Annotated in this window: 18 protein-coding genes and 2 pseudogenes; 2 read left to right on the forward strand and 18 right to left on the reverse strand. The window is 42.4% G+C overall.

Going from position 1 to position 19,332, the window contains the following annotated elements; all coding sequences use genetic code 11:
• Positions 1–112: 112 nt before the first annotated feature.
• The 5 genes from FZ941_RS07425 to rsmH all read right to left on the reverse strand — a co-directional run bounded on the left by FZ941_RS07425 (position 113) and on the right by rsmH (position 6,096).
• Positions 113–1,456, reverse strand: a complete 1,344-nt coding sequence (locus tag FZ941_RS07425) for a DEAD/DEAH box helicase (protein ID WP_148887408.1) — start codon at positions 1,454–1,456, stop codon at positions 113–115.
• A 100-nt stretch (positions 1,457–1,556) separates the two neighbouring features.
• Entirely contained in the window at positions 1,557–2,540 is a 984-nt protein-coding gene (gene mraY / locus FZ941_RS07430) for a phospho-N-acetylmuramoyl-pentapeptide-transferase (protein WP_148887409.1), read from the reverse strand.
• Between the two features lies 1 nt (position 2,541).
• Positions 2,542–4,827, reverse strand: a complete 2,286-nt coding sequence (gene pbp2X, locus FZ941_RS07435) for a penicillin-binding protein PBP2X (RefSeq protein WP_148887410.1) — start codon at positions 4,825–4,827, stop codon at positions 2,542–2,544.
• The gene (gene ftsL / locus FZ941_RS07440) at positions 4,820–5,140 is read right to left on the reverse strand and encodes a cell division protein FtsL (protein WP_005591835.1); all 321 of its coding nucleotides are present in this window, start codon (positions 5,138–5,140) and stop codon (positions 4,820–4,822) included. The genes pbp2X and ftsL overlap by 8 nt, the downstream gene beginning before the upstream one ends.
• A gap of 5 nt (positions 5,141–5,145) precedes the next feature.
• Complete coding sequence (gene rsmH, locus FZ941_RS07445) at positions 5,146–6,096, reverse strand: 16S rRNA (cytosine(1402)-N(4))-methyltransferase RsmH (RefSeq protein WP_148887411.1); 951 nt, start codon at positions 6,094–6,096, stop codon at positions 5,146–5,148.
• Positions 6,097–6,341: 245 nt separating this feature from the next.
• Between rsmH and FZ941_RS07450 the strand changes: the two genes are divergently transcribed.
• Positions 6,342–7,565 carry an MFS transporter gene (locus tag FZ941_RS07450; RefSeq protein WP_148887412.1) on the forward strand — a complete coding sequence of 408 codons (1,224 nt, stop codon included), beginning with the start codon at positions 6,342–6,344 and terminating at the stop codon, positions 7,563–7,565.
• A 54-nt stretch (positions 7,566–7,619) separates the two neighbouring features.
• Here the strand turns inward: FZ941_RS07450 and htpX are convergent, their stop codons facing one another.
• Both htpX and FZ941_RS07460 read right to left on the reverse strand, forming a co-directional pair.
• A complete protein-coding gene (gene htpX, locus FZ941_RS07455; RefSeq protein ID WP_148887413.1) occupies positions 7,620–8,516 on the reverse strand; it encodes a zinc metalloprotease HtpX in 897 nt (298 codons plus the stop codon).
• Between the two features lie 9 nt (positions 8,517–8,525).
• A complete protein-coding gene (locus FZ941_RS07460) occupies positions 8,526–9,083 on the reverse strand; it encodes a LemA family protein (protein ID WP_148887486.1) in 558 nt (185 codons plus the stop codon).
• Positions 9,084–9,374: 291 nt separating this feature from the next.
• On the opposite strand from FZ941_RS07460, the gene rsmG reads away from it, so the two are divergent.
• Positions 9,375–10,088 (forward strand): 16S rRNA (guanine(527)-N(7))-methyltransferase RsmG, encoded by a 714-nt coding sequence (gene rsmG, locus FZ941_RS07465; RefSeq protein ID WP_148887414.1) that lies wholly within the window; start codon positions 9,375–9,377, stop codon positions 10,086–10,088.
• A gap of 198 nt (positions 10,089–10,286) precedes the next feature.
• On the opposite strand, the gene FZ941_RS07475 is transcribed toward rsmG, so the two are convergent.
• The 11 genes and pseudogenes from FZ941_RS07475 to FZ941_RS07520 all read right to left on the reverse strand — a co-directional run bounded on the left by FZ941_RS07475 (position 10,287) and on the right by FZ941_RS07520 (position 19,243).
• Positions 10,287–10,754 (reverse strand): hypothetical protein, encoded by a 468-nt coding sequence (locus tag FZ941_RS07475; RefSeq protein ID WP_262366283.1) that lies wholly within the window; start codon positions 10,752–10,754, stop codon positions 10,287–10,289.
• A 162-nt stretch (positions 10,755–10,916) separates the two neighbouring features.
• Positions 10,917–11,753, reverse strand: coding sequence for an energy-coupling factor transporter transmembrane protein EcfT (locus tag FZ941_RS07480; RefSeq protein ID WP_148887416.1), 837 nt, complete (start codon positions 11,751–11,753; stop codon positions 10,917–10,919).
• Positions 11,746–12,549, reverse strand: a pseudogene (locus tag FZ941_RS10905) (energy-coupling factor ABC transporter ATP-binding protein); the annotation flags it as partial. The pseudogene FZ941_RS10905 and the gene FZ941_RS07480, both read right to left, overlap by 8 nt.
• A gap of 27 nt (positions 12,550–12,576) precedes the next feature.
• A pseudogene (locus FZ941_RS10910) lies at positions 12,577–13,431 on the reverse strand (DUF3744 domain-containing protein); the annotation flags it as partial.
• A 6-nt stretch (positions 13,432–13,437) separates the two neighbouring features.
• On the reverse strand, positions 13,438–14,199 hold the full coding sequence (locus FZ941_RS07490) for a nucleoside phosphorylase (protein WP_148887418.1): 762 nt from the start codon (positions 14,197–14,199) through the stop codon (positions 13,438–13,440).
• Positions 14,200–14,417: 218 nt separating this feature from the next.
• Positions 14,418–15,239, reverse strand: a complete 822-nt coding sequence (locus FZ941_RS07495) for a hypothetical protein (RefSeq protein WP_262366284.1) — start codon at positions 15,237–15,239, stop codon at positions 14,418–14,420.
• Between the two features lie 110 nt (positions 15,240–15,349).
• Positions 15,350–16,156 (reverse strand): hypothetical protein, encoded by an 807-nt coding sequence (locus FZ941_RS07500; RefSeq protein ID WP_262366285.1) that lies wholly within the window; start codon positions 16,154–16,156, stop codon positions 15,350–15,352.
• A 310-nt stretch (positions 16,157–16,466) separates the two neighbouring features.
• On the reverse strand, positions 16,467–16,817 hold the full coding sequence (locus tag FZ941_RS07505; protein ID WP_148887419.1) for a TfoX/Sxy family protein: 351 nt from the start codon (positions 16,815–16,817) through the stop codon (positions 16,467–16,469).
• Between the two features lie 9 nt (positions 16,818–16,826).
• Positions 16,827–17,240, reverse strand: a complete 414-nt coding sequence (locus FZ941_RS07510) for a VOC family protein (protein ID WP_148887420.1) — start codon at positions 17,238–17,240, stop codon at positions 16,827–16,829.
• 56 nt (positions 17,241–17,296) lie between these two features.
• A complete protein-coding gene (locus FZ941_RS07515; RefSeq protein WP_148887421.1) occupies positions 17,297–18,100 on the reverse strand; it encodes a helix-turn-helix transcriptional regulator in 804 nt (267 codons plus the stop codon).
• A gap of 156 nt (positions 18,101–18,256) precedes the next feature.
• Positions 18,257–19,243: a rhodanese-related sulfurtransferase gene (locus FZ941_RS07520; RefSeq protein WP_148887422.1), complete on the reverse strand. Its 987-nt coding sequence runs from the start codon at positions 19,241–19,243 to the stop codon at positions 18,257–18,259.
• Positions 19,244–19,332 lie beyond the last annotated feature (89 nt).

A 19,332-nucleotide genomic window follows, 5' to 3' on the forward strand; every position in this document is an offset into this window, starting at 1 on the left:
TAATAGCTAAGTGGGAAATGACAATAAAATAGACCAGTAATCCTAGTCTATCATAGTTTCACTGGTCTTTAAAATATAATTTTTCTATATCGTCCATAAAAAGAATTTATGGCTAGAATGTCTGGCGCTTAGCCTTGCGTTCTGCTCGACCACGTGCACGATTTTCAGCTCGCTTGGTCTTGCGGCGCTTCTCATTAACCGCCCATTGGATTTTCTTCTTATAGCCTGGCTTGATTTTTTTCTTTTTCTTCTTGACCAGACCAATCATTTCTGTGTCCAGCTTTTCCTTGGTCTTCTCCCGATTAGCACGGCGATCTCGGTCGTAGGTATCTTGAAATTCCCCATTTTTGATCATCTTAGGAGTAAACTTGATGCCCAGCTTTTCCAACTCTCGAATATCTGAATCGTCACTCGGTTGATAAAGGGTAATGGCTGTGCCGGGAAGGCCATTTCGTCCAGTCCGACCAACACGATGGACAAAGAAAGACAAATCCTGCGGAATGGCATCATTGATGACATGACTGACCCCCTCGATGTCAATCCCCCGAGCCGCCAAGTCCGTTGCAACAATGTACTCAAAATCAAGATTCTTGACCTGATTCATGATACGCTTGCGCTCCCGCGGCGGGATATCACCGTGAATCTTGGCCACTTTTAGACCTTGCGCAGTTAGATAGGCTTGCAATTCATCCGCTCGAGTCTTAGTATTGACGAAAATCATCGCCAGATAAGGCTGGAGGAGCTGACTAATCTCATAAATCTGGGCATTCTTATCTCGCCCTTTGGTTGACAAGAGCCAGTTATCAATGGTATCGGCAATCACCGTCTTGATCTTAATCTGCTCCATGACCGGATTAGATAGGTATTTTTTCAAGAAAGGTTGAAGCTTCTGCGGAATAGTAGCCGAGAAAACTAAAAACTGCAGGTCTTTAGGCAAGCGAGCCGCAATCCGGTCGACCGTCTCCAAAAAGCCCATGTCAAGCGTCATGTCAGCCTCGTCCACAACAAAGGTGTGGGCCTTGTGGATAGCCAAATCGCCTGACTCAACCAAGTCATAAATCCGCCCTGGTGTTCCAATGACGATATGGGGCTGGCTGGACTCTAGCTTGCCAATCTGACGAGCCTTGTCAGTTCCGCCGACATAGTTGGCCACTCGAATCTCTTGCTCCGAAAAGCTAGCCAGTTGACGGGCAGCCTGATAGATCTGGGTTGCTAATTCTCGGCTGGGTGCTGTAATCACCGCTTGGACACTGTCCGCCTCTTCATCTAATTGCTGGAAGATAGGCAGCAAGAAGGTATGGGTCTTGCCTGATCCTGTTTTGGACTCTCCAACCAAGTCTCGGCCAGATAACACCACCGGAATCAGCTTTTCTTGAACCTCTGTTGCTTCCACAAAGTTCAGGTCCTTGAGGGCTTCCTGAATATAATCTTTAAAGTTAAATTCTGTAAATTTCATTTTTTCCTCTGTTTACTCTTAATCTTATCTATTATACCAGAAAAATATCTTTTCTGCTCGGCTCAGGACAAGAAAAGGCGGGCTTACACCCACCTTCATATTACAAATATAGAATGGCCAAAGTCAGCAAGCTAGCTAAGAGGCCTACGCCCCAGAAGAAGAAGTCGACCTTCCATTCGCTCCAAGGCTGGCCATGACCAGAAAAGCCACCAAGCTCAAAGTGGTGATGTACTGGCGTCATACGGAAAATCCGCTTGCCACCTGTCAGCTTGAAATAAGTCACCTGCATCATAACAGAAGTCGTTTCAAAGACATAGACGATTCCGATGAGAAGCAAGGTCCACTCTTGGTGCAAGGCAATGGAGAGGGCAGCAAGCATACCACCCAAGGCAAGACTTCCCACATCCCCCATAAAGATTTTAGCTGGCTTGTGGTTAAAGACAAAGAAGCCTAGCAAACCACCAATCATGCTGATAATGACAATCAGAAGGTCAAAGCGCTTCTGCTCCAGAGCAATGACCCCGTAAGCCACCAAGCTAATCGCAACGGAGATACTAGCCAAGCCATCAATTCCATCGGTCAGATTGACAGCGTTGGAGAAACCAACCAGCCAAAAGAGGACGAAGAAGATATAGAGAAAGCCTAGCTGCACTGGAATCGTAAAGACATTGAGAGAGTCTCCTGCCCCGTGCTGATTGTAGAAGAAATAAAAGATAACTCCCCCTACCAGCTGCAGAGCTAGTTTCTGTTTAGGATTCAGGCCTTCATTAATCTTACGGAAGACCTTGAGGAAATCATCCAAAAAGCCAACAATGCCGTAGAGAACCAAGATAAAGAGAATCATAACCAAGCCGTTGGACAGCTGTTGGGAAAGCAAAGCTGTCACAAAACTAGCCAAAACAGAAGCAACCAGAAAGACGGTTCCCCCCATTGTCGGCGTTCCAGCCTTGGCCTGATGCTGCTTGACATCCTCATGCATCTGCTGACCTGATATATGAGCCTTGTGATAAAAACGGATAAAGGCAGGAATCCCAACAAGGGTTAGGATAAAGGTCAGAATTCCTGCAATAATTGCTGTTAACATGCTAGTCTCCCAATGTAACGGTTATTTTTTTCAATTTTTTCAGGTCTGTATTGACCTTCTCCTTCTGCTTGACAACCTTTGAGCCTTTGCCTTTAAAATTGACTTCCAGCCCTTGCCATTCAGCAAATTGCTCCACATTTTCCTTGGTCCAGCCATACATATCTGGCAAATCTTCAAAGTTATCACTTAAAATCAAAATCTGTTGATTGGCTTTTAGTTCTTGCCCTTCTTTTACAGAAATCTTCTTGATTTCACTGCCTGTTCCTAAAATAACGGGCTGTACTAGATTGCGGCGAAGCTCATCAGCCAAGCCTCCTGGGCTAATTTGATTTTTTAACTTCAGTTGTTTGGTCAAACCATCGATAGATGGCATTTTATAGGTTGTTTCTTTTTCAACCAATTCCAAAGCAGGACTATCACCACTCAGATTCAAGCTGTCTTTAAGTGCCACAGCTTCTTCCAAGACTGGATTGACAACTTCCTGCCAGAAAAGTGGTGAAAATTTAACTTCAGGCTGCTGAACAGTGACATACATAATGAAATCTGGACTTTCTGCCGGCGTCATGGCTACCACGGAGTAAATGTTATTATTCTCCCCTTCCAAATAGCCCTTAGCTGTCGCAATTTGGGCTGTTCCGGATTTCACGGCCACATCTTGCCCAGAAACCTTGATAACCGGTTCTCCGCCGATATTCAGTGTTCCATAATAAGGGACCGTTCCAACCTGAATCATATAGTCCCGAGTCGTTTTCGCTGCTTTTCCTGAAACTGGATGACCAACGATTTCTGGCTGGGATTTGCGGGCACTACCCGTTCGTGAATCATAAATAGCAGAGATAAATTTCGGCTCTAACATAACACCATCATTTGAAATAGCCGAAAAGGCACGTAACATCTGCACTTGGGTTACCCCAATTCCTTGTCCAAAGGAACTCATAGCAATGGTTACAGCATTGTCTGTAGGCAAGGCACCATATTCTTCATATCCCATCCCAAAACGAGTCGGTAAGCCAAATTTGAATTTTGATAGATAGTCTATCCACTTGGCATCTCCCATGTCTTGCTCAATACGTGTCATCCCAACATTACTAGAGTATATAAAACCTTGAGCATAGGTCAGGACTTGTCCTGTTGATAACCCCATGTTTACATCCCAGTCGCGGATGGTAGCATCTGCAATCTTATATTCCGAGTTATCGTATGTTCCGGTTGGATTAAAGGATCCATTATCAATCGCTGAGGCTAGAGTCATAACTTTCATCGTTGATCCAGGCTCATACTGCGTCTGGTAAAGGAAGTTATTCCAAGTTTTCAAATGCTCAGCATTCAATCCATCTTTGGTATCCGCATTATAAGTCGGACGCTGGGTCGTTGCTAAAATTTCACCTGTCTTAGCACTGACCAAAGTCGCACTGACAAATTTACCCTTCGCTTTTTCTTGGAAGGCATCCATCCGCGTTTCCAAGTAGGTCTGTAGCTGGGCAGAGAGGGTTGTATATACATCTTTTCCGTCTTCTGTCTTAACAGAAACTTCCTCTGAACCTGGGATGATGTTTCCTTTGCTGTCTTTTTCATAGGTAACCAGACCATTCTGACCGCCCAAGATACGGTCTAGCGACTGCTCCATACCTGAGGTTCCCACAAGTGTTTTATTACCTTCTTTATCCTCTTGCATCTGAGCCTGACCGATAAATTGCGAAGCAAAGATACCGTTACTATAGCTGCGGTTAGGGCTAGTTGTAAAATCAATCCCCTCTATCTTTTCCTTCTCCATCGCTTGCCGGATAGAGCTCATGGTGCTATAGGTAATCCCATTTCCTTGAGAACCAAAAGAAACCTGTTTTAAATCCTTTTGCGCAAGCTGCTGCTTAACATAGTCCTTGTCTATTCCTAGATGTTGATTAAGAATCTCAGCAACCTTTTCATACTGAGACTCCTCCACATAGAGGACCTTGCCAGCAGCGGATTTGTATTTTTTATCAATAACAGCATAAATGTTATAGGTTGTTGCATCTTCAGCGATCGGGACACCGTTGCGGTCATAGATCGTTCCTCGCTTGGCAGCGACAACAACTGTCTTTTGGTGTACTTGCTTGGCACCTTTTGACAAATTAACACCAAATTTCTGATCTGTCCCGATAATGGTCGCAAAATTAATCAAGAAAATGAAAAAAAGAAAGACGGCCAAGGCACTCATACTTTTTCCAACTTTTCGTCGATTGTATTCTGGGCTTTGTCTATTTTTTAAAGCATATCGCTGAATATTTTTTAAAAATCTATTACTCATTGGTTGTACTCACTGTCTTACGATTTCCCTTTTGGAGTTTCATATCCTGAGAGCTGGCCAACTGGGACAGCCTTTCATAACGTGTCAATTCATTCACTTCTTGCTTAATATTATCCAATTCAGCCTGCTCTGACTCAATCTGAGCATTAACTTCAGTCAAATCATGGTTGACCTGCAATAGCTTGGTCTGCATAAACACAATACTGACTGCAAGGATAATCGCTGTTAAAATAATGGAGCCATAGAAGGCTTTTTCGACTCGAGAAAATTTCCGAATCCGTTTTTGAATAGGGTGTTGCTTTCTTTCTGCCATGAAACTTACTCATGCACCTTCCTAGCCACGCGCAACTTCGCAGAATGGGCGCGATTATTGGCTTCTAATTCTTCTTTGCTTGGTAAAATAGGTTTGCGTGAAACTAACTCCAGCTTGGGCTGCAAAACATCTGGAATGAAAGGCAGACCTTTGGGAACATCTACGGTTGAAGCTTCTTTAAACAGTTGCTTGGTCAGACGATCCTCCAGCGAATGAAAAGTAATCACTGAAATACGGCCACCTACAGCCAACAAGTCAATGGCCTGCTGAATGGATTCATCGGCCGCTCCCAACTCGTCATTGACCTCAATCCGAATAGCCTGAAAAATCTGCTTAGCTGGATGACCTTTTTTCTTCAGTTCCTTAGCAGGTTTGGCTGATTTGATAATTTCGGCCAGCTCTGTCGTCGTTTCGATAGGCTTGATTTCTCTCGCTTGCTCGATCTTACGGGCAATCTGCTTGGAAAACTTATCTTCACCATATTTGAAAAAAATACGGACTAAATCGTTGTAAGGATATTGATTTACAACTTGGTAAGCTGTCAAGGCAGCTTCTTGATTCATCCGCATATCCAAAGGAGCGTCCTGCTTATAAGAAAAACCACGCTCCCGCTCATCTAGCTGCGGACTAGATACGCCCAAGTCGTAACAAATTCCATCAATCTTCTCAACCCCTACCTCATTTAAACGAGTCTTGAGATTGCGGAAATTATCCTTGATAAAGGTCACCATGCCCCGCTCAATATAGGGAGCCAGGCGTTTTTTAGCATTGTCAATCGCAGTCTGATCCTGGTCAAAAGCATACAAATGCCCCTTGTCTCCCAGCTTGCTCAAAAGATACTCGCTGTGACCAGCTCCGCCCAAGGTTGCATCAACATAAATGCCATCTGGCTGAACATCAAGCTGGTCAATCGTTTCATGAAGAAGTACGGTAATGTGATGAAATTCTTTTGTCATATCCTATCTATTATATCACATTCATGTATAAAAAAAATTTAAAAGAATATGTCAGTTTTTGATAGGTTGACTTATAGCTTTTGCAAGTCACTTTCAGATATTTACTACTTGGCCTACAAGCTTCTACCAGTCAGCGAAAAGCCCTTGCGGGCATGCCACATTTTGCTATAATCATAACTACCAATGCATTGCGAGTTGGAATTCCTTCACATTCCGAAATTGATTCATCCCAAAGGAGATTTATTATGAAACTTGCTTTAAGAAATAGGCTATTTGCCTTTATCAGTCTGTCACGGATATTTAATATCTTAGGTTCTTCTATCTATAATATCGTTTTTATCGTATTTGCTTCTAGCATGCCCCAGCCCAAGTTTGCAGTCGGTATTGCCAATTTTATCGTTCTTGTTCCTACCTTTTTCACGGTCTTTGTCGGTATGCAAGCTGACAAAACCCGTCAAAAGGCTCGCCGGCTTATCCATCTAGGTTATCTGCAAGCCTTCCTCTTCATTCTAGTCGCCCTCCTGACCAAGTCTGCCTCCTACCTAGCCTTTGCTACTGTCTGCTTTCTCAATATCTTTTCTGACATTATCAGCGACTATCGCAGTGGCCTACAAATGCCTATCTTACAGAAAAATGTAGAAGAAAAAGATTTGATGGAGGCTTACTTCTTCACTCAACTTCTCACATTTTTGGGAAATTTTGCTGGGCAAGCCTTAGGAGTCTGGTTGCTTAGTATCAGCCAGCAGAATTTCGCTATGGTCGCCCTCATCAACGCCCTCTGCTTCCTACTCTCCTCAAGTACCCTCTATTTGATCCGCCAAAAACTCACCCATGACGCCCCAGCCATTGCAGAGAAAAAACTCCCTTTCAAGACTCAGATGAAAGATCTTTACCAGAATGTCCAAATGATTTTTGAACAAGAAAAAATCGGAAACTTCCTGCTAGTGCTGCTTCAAGTCCTCCTCTTAAACGCATTGGCCGGCTCTATCATGGGACTCTACAATCTCTATTTATTGGATCACCCGTTTTGGGGGCTAAACCTGAGCCAGTCTCTACTAGTCATCGAGTCCTGCACAGTGGTTGGGATTATCTCTGCCAGTGCCTTCTCAAATGATTATTTTTCTAAGCTCTCCCTGATGCGGCTCGTCGTTTGGTGCTCGCTAGCTCTCCTCCTCTTAGGCATCAGCAATTTACTCCAAGCTCCTGCTCTCTTGGGAATTTTCTTTCTGACCTTTCTCATGTACATCTCTGGAAAAATCAATCCTAAAATCAACAGTATGCTGCTGAGTAAACTTCCTCCAGAAGTATTAGCCCAAACCTCCAACTTTCTCACCATGCTCTTTACCTTTTCCATTCCGCTGGGAAGCATGATTTTTACCAGCCTTGGTCTGTGGAATATGGGAAGCGCTTGGTTGGTCTTCTCTCTGCTTGGTGGTGTCTGCCTTCTACTCAGTCTCAAAAATAACTAGAGTTAAAAATCGTCATAATTTAATGCAAAAAAGAAGGAAGCCTAGGCTTCCTTATTACATATTTTTCAATCTTTCTATCCGATCAGAAATTGGTGGGTGAGTATAAAAGAGCTTTTGTAAGCCCCCCTTTTTCTTCGGGTCATTGATATAGAGCGCTGCACTAGCATCATCTACATGGTGCTCCATAGGCTGGCTGTTGTCTAACTTCAGCAGGGCATTGATCATGCCCTTAGGATTGCGGGTCAACTCAACACTTGAAGCGTCTGCCAAATACTCACGTTGACGAGAAATGGCCAACTGCACCAATGTTGCAGCAAGCGGCGCCAAGAGAAGAGCCAACAGAGAGACAATCATCAAAATAATTCCTAAGCCATTGTCATTGTCCCGATCGTTTCTTCGACGGCCACCACCGCCATACCACATCATGCGCCCAGCCATGCTAGATAGCATCGTGACAGCACTTGTAAGTGCCACGGCGATTGTCGAAATGCGAATATCATAATTGCGAATGTGACTGACTTCATGCCCCATTACACTTTCAAGCTCCTCTCGATTCATGAGAGCAAGTAATCCAGTTGTCGCAGCCACGGCCGCATTCTCAGGCTTTGAGCCCGTCGCAAAGGCATTGGGCGAGGCATCTTCTACGATGTAGACCCGAGGCATAGGAATCTGTGCCACCATGGCCATATCCTGCACAACATGATAGAGTTCAGGCGCTTCCTGCTCGGAAACTTCCCTCGCACCGTTCATCGACATGACAATCTCTGTGGACTGAAAAATCATACTGACAGCATAAATACCACCGATGATAAAGGCCATGGCCATCCCACCAAAGGGAGAATCGAGCCAAAGATAGCCGACAGCTGCTCCAATCAAAGCTAAAAGAGCAAAGAAGGCGACGAGGAGAACCCAAGTACGCCTTTTATTGCTGGCAATTTGGTCAAACAACATAGTCGCCACCTACCCCAAATCGCTAAAATGCACTTTAGGAACAGCCTTTTCTTCCTCTGGTGTCTCCAAGAAGTCTGCTGCTTTAAAGCCAAACATACCTGCAATGATATTGCTTGGGAAAGTTTCCATTTTGACATTATAGTTGCTGGTTACTGAATTGTAAAGCTGACGAGAATAAGCAATCTTATTTTCTGTATTCGTCAACTCTTCCTGAAGTTTCAAGTAGTTTGTATTTGCCTTAAGGTCTGGGTAATTTTCAGCAACCGCAAAGATACCAGAAATTGAACGAGTCAGGGCATCACTAGCCTGCATAGCTTGGGCAGGAGATGAGGCAGCTGCTACTTGGTTACGCAACTGGGTAACATTTTCCAAGGTTGATTTCTCATATTTTCCATAACCTTTAACCGTCTCCAAAAGGTTGGGAATCAGGTCATTTCGGCGCTTGAGCTGAACATCAATCTGGCTCCAAGCTTCCTGAGTCTGCATACGGCTTTTAACAAGACCATTGTAAACAGAAATCACGAAAATAGCTACAACTGCCACAACTGCAATAATAATTAAAAACATAGACATAATAAAGATACTCCTTATGATTTGATTTCACCTATTATAACAAAAAAAGCTCAACCTGTCTTTCTTGACATGTCATCTAATAAAATAGCTTTAGCTTGAGTAATATCCAAACGCTAAAATAGTCAGAAATCTAGAAAAAACTTTTTCACTTTTCTAGAAAACAAATTCTGGAAATCAAGGCAAGTCAGTATCTAATTCTTGGAAAGACAAGAAGCCAATCGTCAGAAACACCTTGCCACGTTTTATGATATAATAGAGTGAATACTGACAAACAAGGATGAAACTATGACACCGCAAGAATTTTACCAGCTCTTGAGCCAGCAGGGAATTGAGCTGACCGAGCGCCAGAAAGACCAGTTTGAGCGTTATTTTGAACTTTTGGTCGAATGGAACGAAAAAATCAATCTGACAGCTATCACAGAGAAAAACGAAGTCTATCTCAAGCATTTCTATGATTCAATTGCGCCCGTTTTGCAAGGCCTGATTGACAATCAAGAGATTAAGCTGCTGGATATCGGAGCCGGCGCTGGCTTTCCCAGCCTCCCTATGAAAATCATCTGCCCTCAGCTGGATGTGACTATCATTGACTCGCTCAACAAACGAATCAACTTCCTCAAACTGCTGGCAGAGGAGCTAGCGTTGGACAAGGTTCACTTCTACCATGGCCGCGCAGAAGACTTTGCTCAGGACAAGGCTTTTCGGGCTCGATTTGATCTGGTCACTGCCCGTGCAGTCGCTCGGATGCAGGTCCTATCTGAACTGACCATTCCTTACCTAAAAGTTGGCGGGAAGCTCCTAGCGCTCAAGGCTTCCAACGCCCCCGAGGAGCTAGAGGAAGCAAAAAATGCCCTCAATTTACTCTTTAGCAAGGTTCAGGATAACCTTAGCTATGCTCTACCAAACGGTGACCCCCGCTTTATCACAGTGGTGGAAAAGAAGAAAGAAACTCCCAACAAATACCCCCGCAAAGCCGGTATGCCAAATAAAAGACCATTATAAGAAGAGAGTGGGACAGAAATCGGTAATTCGTTAGAATTCGATTTCGTCGTCCCACCTCCGCACAGTTGAGTAGGGCTGTAAAAGCTGATAAAATCAGCCTAGTAGAGCCCACTCAACCACTGCGTCTTACTCGACAATCCAAAGACAATTGAGAGGCTAGGACTTTTGTCCCAGCCTCTTTATGTTTGTTAGACCATACTATTTTTCCACAGCTTCATTATAGATTCGAATCCAAGGAGCAACTTGATTCATCACATCTAAAAACTGCAATAAGTCAATATATTTTTGATCCGTATAAGGCCCAAAAGCCAGACGAATATCTTTGTTAGAACTCATTGGATTGTAATACAGATACAGGTAATGAATTTTTAGATGATTTGTTTGTTCCACTTCCTCAATCTTAATGGTCACATCAGCTAAATCAGAAAGCCTGAGAAATTGGAAATAACCATCCACCCGTATGATAGCATCCTTGTAAAGATAGAGAGATAGACTGTCACGCGCATAACGAGAGTCACTATAAAGCAGTTGAAAATCCTTTTCAAGCTCTGGAAAGTGAGAATAAAGTTCTTGACAGCGTCGCAGACTCTTTTCTTTATTGACCAAAGCAAGGCAAGTAAAGAGACCGCTCATCCCTATTAGCAAGATGATTGAAATCAGGGTCATTCTCCCCCCGACTTCATCTGTCTGTGACAAAGCCAAGAGCAAAACGAAAGCCCCTAGACCACAAAAAATAGGAAAAATTAACTCCTTATAAAATTTAACATTTATTTTTTCTTGCACCAATTATCCTCTCAATCCAAACCCGGCTAGTTTTCCACCTCGATCCTAGCCCCAAGGATTATAAAACCGTCCTTGATTGACAAGGAAAAGAAGAAGGCTGAGGGCTAGTAGAAGGACGGACACCAGGATTACAAGTTTGTCTAGTTTTCCGAAGGCTTGCTGGGTGTACCAGGTCCGCTTTTTATTTTTTCCAAAGCGGCGCAACTCCATGGCCGTCGCGATCGTATTGATTCGCTCGAGCGAGCTGAAAATCAGGGGAATGACAATTTGCAGATTGCCCTTGACTCGTTTGCTGAGGGGAGCCTTTTTGGATAATTCTTGTCCACGCGCCTCTTGAGACATCTTGATGAGGTAAAATTCCTCCTGTAAATCTGGGATATAACGCAGGGTCAGACTGACCGCATAAGCAATCTTATAAGAAAGGCCGATTTGATTCAGACTGGAAGCAAATTGACTGGGATGGGTGGTCATGAGAAAGATCACCGCTAGAGGAATCGTTGAGAAATACTTGAGCAAAAGATTCAAGAGATAAAAGAGTTCCTGAAGCGTGAGATTATAAGCTCCCCATCCTGTCCAGATCAGATCCTTGGCTCCATAAATCTCCACCCCATACTGAGGAGCAAAGAGATAGACCATGAGAATATTCAGCGCTGCAAAGGTTCCCGCAAAAGCCAGAACGAAAGAAATATCTTTCAGCCGAATCTCAGACACTCGAAATAACATCAGGGAAGCCAGAGCCACAAGAAAGAGGAAACGTGTATCGTAGCTCATCATGGCTGCCACCGAAACCAGGATAAAAAAGATGAGTTTGCTGGCACCAGAAAGAGCATGGAGAAAAGTCTTTCCGGCATGGTAGCCAATCAATTTTTGTTGATTAAACATGACTTTCCTCCTTTTTTTGCATGTAAAATTGAGTCAGAGCTAGCGGATCCACTCCCAGCTTCTCAGCTAGGCTAAAAATCGAAGTCTCCTTTAGATTAGCCGCTGCAATCAACTCATGATTGGACAAAATCTGAGCAGGCGACTGGTCTGCTAAACTCTGGCCGTCCACCACCACGATGGCCCGATCAGAATAATCCAGCATGAGCTGCATATCATGGGTAATCATGATAATCGTGTGTCCCTGCTGGTTTAGCTCATCAAGAAAGTCCATCATCTCTGTATAATGGCGCTGATCCTGACCAGCTGTCGGCTCATCCAAAAGGATAATCTCTGGATTTAGCACCAAGATAGAAGCAATAGTCACTCGCTTCTTCTGACCAAAAGACAGGGCTGAGATTGGCCAACTGCGGAATTCATAGAGACCGCAAGTTTTGAGAACAGCATGAACTCTTTCTCCAATCTCTGCTTCTGCCAAACCACGCAACCGTAGCCCCAGAGCCACTTCATCAAAAATCATGGTGGTCGAAATCATCTGATTGGGATTTTGCAAGACATAGCCAATCCGCTCTGCTCGCTCCTTGATAGAGTCGCCCTTGATATCCTGTCCCTGCCAACGATGCTCCCCTTCTGTATCAATAAAACGACAAAGAGCCTTGGCTAGCGTAGACTTGCCAGCACCATTTTTCCCAACGATTGCTATCCGCTCACCCTTGAAAATCTTCAGACTGATATCCCGCAAAATAGGTCGATCGCTCTGATAGGCAAAGGAAACATGGTCGAGTTCTAAAAGAGCTTCATGCCTACTGTCAATCTGCTCTGTTTTTTGTTCGGTCAGATTCTGTGAGAGTCCTGTAAGTTCCAGCTTGCTCAAATCAGCTAGATAAGTCGCGCTTACCACATCAAAACCAAGCTGCCGCAAGGCTGTGATATAGAGAGGTTCTCGAATCCCATTTTCTGCTAAGAGATCCGTCTTAAGCAAATCATCCGGCGCGCCGTTAAAGAGGATCTGCCCATCATTGACAAGGACAACTCGGTCAACAGGTCGATAAAGAACGTCTTCCAAGCGATGCTCGATGATGATGGTCGTGGTTGCAGCTTCTCTATGAATCTGATCAATCAAGTCAATCGTATCCTGACCAGACTTGGGATCGAGATTGGCCAAAGGCTCATCAAACAGCAAAATTGGACTCTCATCGATCAAGACACCCGCCAGACTGACCCGTTGCTTCTGCCCGCCAGACAAGTCTTGAGGACGATGATCCAAAAGCTGCTCTAAGTCTAGCTGCTTTGCCCAACGCAGAACTTTCTCCCGCATCAAGGGCAAGTCCACCATATCATTTTCCAGAGCAAAGGCCAGATCCTCTGCTACACTGAGCCCGATAAACTGCCCATCCGTGTCCTGCAAAACCGTGCTAACAAGATTGGACTTGTCATAAATACTGCTATCAAAGGCTGGCTGCCCCTTAATCAAGAGTTGTCCACTGGCCTGACCCTTGTAAATATTGGGAATAATACCGTTGAGGCACTGACCTAGGGTTGACTTACCAGAGCCAGACGGCCCAATCAGCAGCACCTTTTCCCCTTCATAAATGGTCAGATTGATATGCTTCAAAGTCGGCTCCGACTGAGCCTGGTATTGAAAACTAAAATCTTCAAATTGAATAATTGGTTTTTTCATGTTTTTCTATAAGGCCAGAGCGATCTGAATCGCCAGATTGGCCACCTTGTCTTTCTCGTCTAAGTCCGCATGATTAGCCAGATTGCGCATGTCCCAAGCCTCCTCAGACAGATGGTCCGCCGCATAAAAGAACTGGCAAACTTGAACGCCACGAAAGGCCGCCAAAGCTGCTACAGCCGAGCACTCCATATCCACACAGATAGCTCCCGCCTCTTTTCTCCTGCGTAGCTTGTCCACAGTCTCTCGGAAAATGCCGTCGGTCGTCCAAACCTTGCCCAAGCTATGGGAAATCCCTCGCCGCTCAAGGAAATTTACCAAAAAATCCTGCAAGCCAACATTGACCGCTATCTCCGAACTAGCCGGCTGATAATGATAGCTAGTCCCCTCATCACGCAAAGCTGCTGTCGGAATAATGACAGATGTTGCTTTGATATCCTCGTCCAGCACACCACAAGTCCCAAAGAGAACCAGCTTCTTCATACCAAAAGCAATCAAATCCTCCAGAATAGCCACACAAGCAGAAGCCCCAACTGGAGCGTTGAAAAGAGCTAGCTCCTGACCATCCGCAAAGACCCGATAAATAGGAATTTCAATGTTGGCCATAGATGTCGTCGTAATCAACTCATGATCAAAATCCGCCAGCATTCGGGCAAAGGTCTCCCGAGCAAAGCAGGACACTGCCGTCTCCGGAAATCCTTCAATAGGCTCTATCAAATCCTCTGGATTAATGATGGCCTTACGATTTTGATCAAATTCTTCAAGAATCATTGGCTTATTTTGTCCCTTTCGTTAGCATGAAATAGCCAGTTAATCTCCACTGACTCTATCCTATTATTGTATCATAAAAAGGCTGTCTACTGACTATCACCAGCATATTTTCTAGCTAGCCAAGGATATAGGCAGACTCTATAGCAAGAACAGGTTCAAGCGCATTTCAAAACAAAAAAGATTGGGATAAGCCCCAATCGATACATCACTATATCCTACTATTCTTCAACCTCTTCTATGTACTTCTTCGCTTCTTGAACATAGAAGAGTTCTGGATTTTCATTTGTAATACTCTCAAATAGGGCTCGTGTGCGAACTTTGTCACCTTTCAATTGCGCATTAAGCGCACCGTAATAAGAAAACATAATTCGAGATAGTTTGTTTTTAGGTTCTGTTTCATCAAAATAGTCATTAGTTTTTTTCTCACAAATAATATCAAAGGTTGCTTGCAAAAATGAAATATCTTTTATCTTTTGATTCATTTGAGATTTATATGAACCTGATAATGTGTCCATTTCTTTTAACAATTCTTGTGCCTCAGACGATCTTTTAGAATGCACTAAATCCAATATTTTATAATAATAGCAACTAAATATGTAATAAAAACTATTTCTTTTTTTCAAATTACTATTTTTTATTTCATCCAAATAAAGCAGGCTTTCTTGAAAATTTCCTTTATGAAAAGAAACCGTCGCACTCGCTAATAGCTTAGATAAGAGTTGTGTTTTCTTATTGTAAGAACTTAAATGGGCTTTGTTAATTATATCCAAATATTTATTCAACTCAATATTGTTATTCAATAGCTCAAACAAAATAAGATCTAATAAAATTTTTGAGAATAAAATAACAAACAAAATGATTATAAGTAAAAACGTTATTCCCTTGGTAAACAGCGTAGATGGATGATTAAAAAGATAAATATAGAAAATTATTGTTGAAAATATTAGTATAAAAAAACAATATTTCCAAATAACTTTTAAAAAAATGAATTCTATTTTTTCAACTGGCCAACTCAAAATGCTAGCAATAATTTTTTTCATAAAATACTCCTTATTTATGAAATAACCTCTTCTAAAGTCTGTATAAAATACAGATATAGATTCTTCCATCCTCATATATAATAAGTCTTACCTTATTATATATGAGGACCTTATCTCGCAACTTCTAAATACTTCTTCGCTTCCTGAACATAGAAAAGTGCTGGATTTTCATTTGTAATACTCTCAAATAAGGCGCGTGTGCGTTCCTTATCACCTTTCAACTGAGCGTTAAGCGCACCGTAATAAGAAAACATTATTCGAGACAGTTTGTTATGAGGTTCTGTTGTATCAAAATAATCATTCACTTCCTGATTGAACACAATATCCTTGATTGCCTCTGCTTGAGAAACCAAGGCTCCCTTAGTATTTTTCCAGTCAGATGCTTTCAATAATTTTTCTTCAAAGTAGACTATTGTCTTTTTGTCTTGTAAATGAATAGAGATGAGAAGTTGATAATATAATTGAATTAATACGTAGCTAGCTCTATATTTTAAAGCTATGTTTGTAAGATCAATATTTGATAAATATGATTGTGCTAATAAAAAATTCCCTTTTAAAACAGATATCTCACCTTTTACAAACTCAAGACTAGTTATATATAGCTTATTGTCCGCCCTACGAGAATGTTCTGCAGCATATTCATAGAATAACTGATATTTATTTAAGTCAATACCTACTTCTTTCCAATATTTTATTACATTACCTATTAACCTTTTCAAAAAATAGGCATTGAATAAAAATAGCACAGATAAAAATAAGAGGATACGAACTGCAACTATACTTTGTTTTATTAATAAAGAGAAGCCTATACTAGCTAAAAATACTGATAATACTGCTGAAAATATTGATATTCTATCAAGAAGCAAAAAGTTTATTTTGATATTATTATTTGCTAACTTCGCGGTTAGTTTTTTCATTTTCTTTCTCCGTATTATGATTATCGTTATTAAATAATGTAGCAACCTCCTTTACAAAAAGAGATTTGATACCATTTTTAGACTTATAGAAAATCTTCTTTATTAAGATACTCTTTAGTACTCACAGTATTATAATAATTATAGCATAAAGATTTTTCACTTTATATGTATAATTGCAGCACCCTTCTTAGACTATCGCAAAATAAAAACTTTAGACACTATCCGCCTAAAGTTTTTTATCTTCACAATCAATTACTGAGCTACCATTGTCTCCAAGATTTCTCCAATCGCAGCCAAACGCTCTATCACTTCATTTTTGCGTCAACTCCTGATTGTATGACAAGGCTAGCTTGATCCAGTAAGACAGTTCCTTTTGTCCCTCGCTATCTAAATCAATATATCCATGATAAAGCCTGCCCTTCATTAACGTCACACTAGCACCATTTTTAGGAAGAATCTGCTTTTCCATTTCCTTACCAATGCGGACCATGACAAGCTCTTTACTTCTCGAACTCACAGTAACGGTCATCTTACCTCGGACCATAAAAGCCAAACCACCAAACATCTTCTTCTCTTCTACCTCTTCTTCAAAAACATGAGGGGGAAGTTCAGTAGCTAAAATGGCACGGACTTGCTGGGCTAAGGATTCACTATAAGCCATCCTTCTGCCTCATTTCATCACATCCCAGCCGATACCAAAACGGTCAATTAAGCGGGCATAAAACTTAGCAAAACCTTGATTCTCTAAAGCATAGAGAATCTGTCCACCTTCAGCAAGCTTGGTAAAAAGCTCATCGGCTTCTTCTCTACTGCCTGGGCTCAGAACTAACCATTGATTGGGCTGGTGATTACTAGGAATAGATAGGTCGTTAAAAATGCCTACATCCTCACCATTCAGGGTTAAGTTTTCCGTATCTAAGGCAATCCAGGCAATCTTATCCCGTTTTTCTGCAGGAAGGTCTGCTGGATCCAACATCTCACTGGCTCGGACAAGTCCCTTTATCTCTGTCTGAAAAAGATCTGCATAAAAACGAAAAGCTTCTTCGGCCTGACCATTAAAACTTAAAAACACGTCTAATTTCATTATCGTTCCTCCAATTTTTTATATCTGAGAATAAATCTCTAGTATCAGTTTATCAATTAGGATAAAAATTTTCTTATTCTCAATTGCGCTTGTTTGGCTAGGGAACGCATGATTAAAACTGGAAGATTAACTGTAATAGGGGGATCGCTGGGCAAAGGCCTGCGCATGCTGATTTCCTCTTGATAGATACTATCGCCTGAAAAAGTGAGAGGCTCATCGCTGCCCCAGCGAAAGTTATGCTTCAAGACATAGTTTTTAGTTAGGCGTAAATCCTCCAGCAATTCACAGGCCAAAAGATAGTAGCGACCATCGGGTACATTTTCAAAAGTAAACCGTTTCTCCTGACTCAGTGCTACTCCAATAACTGGCTCTTCTTTAGGTATGCGGGTTTTAAAAAGCCCGACACAACTAATGCGTGGTTCATACCCCTCAGGATAAGATAGCGCCACAGTCAACCGATTGCCACTTTTACAGTCGGGATCCTGATGCAACAAAGCGCCCTTCTCATCCAGCTGTTTGACCATAAAATCATAAGCCTTGGTTGATTCCTGATAGTATTTTTTAGGCGAAAGTCCAGTATGCCGCTTAAACGTATTGGAGAAGCTGCCTAGGCTATCATAACCAGCTTCCATAGAGGTCTCGGTCACATTTTGCCGACCTTCTACAATCTCCTGAATCCCTTTTTCCATCTTAAGAGCTTCCACATATTGCTTGATAGAAAAGCCCATCTTTTTCTTGAAAGTTCTGGATAGATGGGAAGGACTATAATGGAAATGCTCAGCCAAATCAGTCAGACTCAGCTCTTCATCTGCATGCTGACGCAGATAGGCTGCCACTTTTTCCATGATAGCTTTAGACATAGACTTGCTCCTTTCCTATTTATTTAAGCTCATTATACCACATCAAAAAGAAGGGACAAAACATCGAAACCTGAATAATGAAAAGCTAAGCTACAACTAAATAATGAAAAAACTTTAGACGCTATCCGCCTAAAGTTTTTTATCTTCACGATTAAATTACTGAGCTACCACTGTTTCCAAGCTTTCTCCGATTGCAGCCAAACGTTCCATCACTTCTGCTTGGCTCAGACCCTTTTCAGTCACATAGCGGTTGCGAGGGTGAACGCGGCATTCATGAGAGCAGCCACGGAGGTACTTGTCTTCATTTTCTTCTGAAGTCAAGATGCGGCGGTTACATTCTGGATTGCCGCAGTTGACATAGCGCTCGCAAGGAGTACCGTCAAACCAGTCTTTCCCAATCACAACTGGATCAACATGGTTGATATCAACCGAGATACGCTCATCAAAGACATACATCTTGCCGTCCCAAAGCTCACCTTGAACTTCTGGATCCTTGCCGTAAGTCGCAATTCCTCCGTGCAATTGACCGACATCCTTGTAGCCTTCACGTACCATCCAGCCTGAGAATTTCTCACAGCGAACGCCACCTGTACAGTAAACCACTACACGCTTGTCCATGAATTTTTCCTTGTTGTCACGGACCCATTGTGGCAACTCACGGAAGTTGCGGATGTCTGGGCGAATAGCTCCACGGAAGTGTCCTAGGTCGTACTCATAATCGTTACGTGTGTCAAGGACAACGGTATCTTCGTCAAGAAGGGCTTCTTTGAACTCTTTTGGAGACAAGTAAGCACCCGTTGTTTCAAGTGGGTTGATGTCATTGTCAAAATCATTGTCTTCCAAGCCCAAGTGGACGATTTCTTTCTTGTAGCGAACAAACATTTTCTTGAAGGCTTGTTCGTTTTCTTCGTCAATCTTGAACCAAAGGTCTTCCATGCCTGGAAGGGAATGCACATAATCCATGTATTTTTGAGTGGTTTCATAGTCACCAGAAACCGTTCCATTGATTCCCTCATCTGCCACCAAGATACGGCCTTTAAGACCAATAGATTTACAGAAGGCCAGATGATCAGCTGCAAATTTCTCAGCATTCTCAATGGGAACATATTTGTAGTAAAGTAGGACGCGAATATCTTTTGCCATAAGATTTCAACTCTCTTTTCTTTATAAAATTTTCTGAATTTTTAATTCATCTATTTATTATAACCTGATTGAAAAAACTGGGCAAAAAA

Origin of the sequence: Streptococcus sp. Marseille-P6264, assembly GCF_902460355.1 — a bacterium.
In the GTDB taxonomy this organism is placed as follows: Bacteria; Bacillota; Bacilli; order Lactobacillales; family Streptococcaceae; genus Streptococcus.

Bases quoted from the DNA above. Each gene is read 5' to 3' on its own strand.
- FZ941_RS07425 (WP_148887408.1), bottom strand. From the start codon at position 1,456: ATGAAATTTACAGAATTTAACTTTAAAGATTATATTCAGGAAGCCCTC.
- mraY (WP_148887409.1), bottom strand. From the start codon at position 2,540: ATGTTAACAGCAATTATTGCAGGAATTCTGACCTTTATCCTAACCCTT.
- pbp2X (WP_148887410.1), bottom strand. From the start codon at position 4,827: ATGAGTAATAGATTTTTAAAAAATATTCAGCGATATGCTTTAAAAAAT.
- ftsL (WP_005591835.1), bottom strand. From the start codon at position 5,140: ATGGCAGAAAGAAAGCAACACCCTATTCAAAAACGGATTCGGAAATTT.
- rsmH (WP_148887411.1), bottom strand. From the start codon at position 6,096: ATGACAAAAGAATTTCATCACATTACCGTACTTCTTCATGAAACGATT.
- FZ941_RS07450 (WP_148887412.1), top strand. From the start codon at position 6,342: ATGAAACTTGCTTTAAGAAATAGGCTATTTGCCTTTATCAGTCTGTCA.
- htpX (WP_148887413.1), bottom strand. From the start codon at position 8,516: ATGTTGTTTGACCAAATTGCCAGCAATAAAAGGCGTACTTGGGTTCTC.
- FZ941_RS07460 (WP_148887486.1), bottom strand. From the start codon at position 9,083: ATGTTTTTAATTATTATTGCAGTTGTGGCAGTTGTAGCTATTTTCGTG.
- rsmG (WP_148887414.1), top strand. From the start codon at position 9,375: ATGACACCGCAAGAATTTTACCAGCTCTTGAGCCAGCAGGGAATTGAG.
- FZ941_RS07475 (WP_262366283.1), bottom strand. From the start codon at position 10,754: ATGACCCTGATTTCAATCATCTTGCTAATAGGGATGAGCGGTCTCTTT.
- FZ941_RS07480 (WP_148887416.1), bottom strand. From the start codon at position 11,753: ATGTTTAATCAACAAAAATTGATTGGCTACCATGCCGGAAAGACTTTT.
- FZ941_RS07490 (WP_148887418.1), bottom strand. From the start codon at position 14,199: ATGATTCTTGAAGAATTTGATCAAAATCGTAAGGCCATCATTAATCCA.
- FZ941_RS07495 (WP_262366284.1), bottom strand. From the start codon at position 15,239: ATGAAAAAAATTATTGCTAGCATTTTGAGTTGGCCAGTTGAAAAAATA.
- FZ941_RS07500 (WP_262366285.1), bottom strand. From the start codon at position 16,156: ATGAAAAAACTAACCGCGAAGTTAGCAAATAATAATATCAAAATAAAC.
- FZ941_RS07505 (WP_148887419.1), bottom strand. From the start codon at position 16,817: ATGGCTTATAGTGAATCCTTAGCCCAGCAAGTCCGTGCCATTTTAGCT.
- FZ941_RS07510 (WP_148887420.1), bottom strand. From the start codon at position 17,240: ATGAAATTAGACGTGTTTTTAAGTTTTAATGGTCAGGCCGAAGAAGCT.
- FZ941_RS07515 (WP_148887421.1), bottom strand. From the start codon at position 18,100: ATGTCTAAAGCTATCATGGAAAAAGTGGCAGCCTATCTGCGTCAGCAT.
- FZ941_RS07520 (WP_148887422.1), bottom strand. From the start codon at position 19,243: ATGGCAAAAGATATTCGCGTCCTACTTTACTACAAATATGTTCCCATT.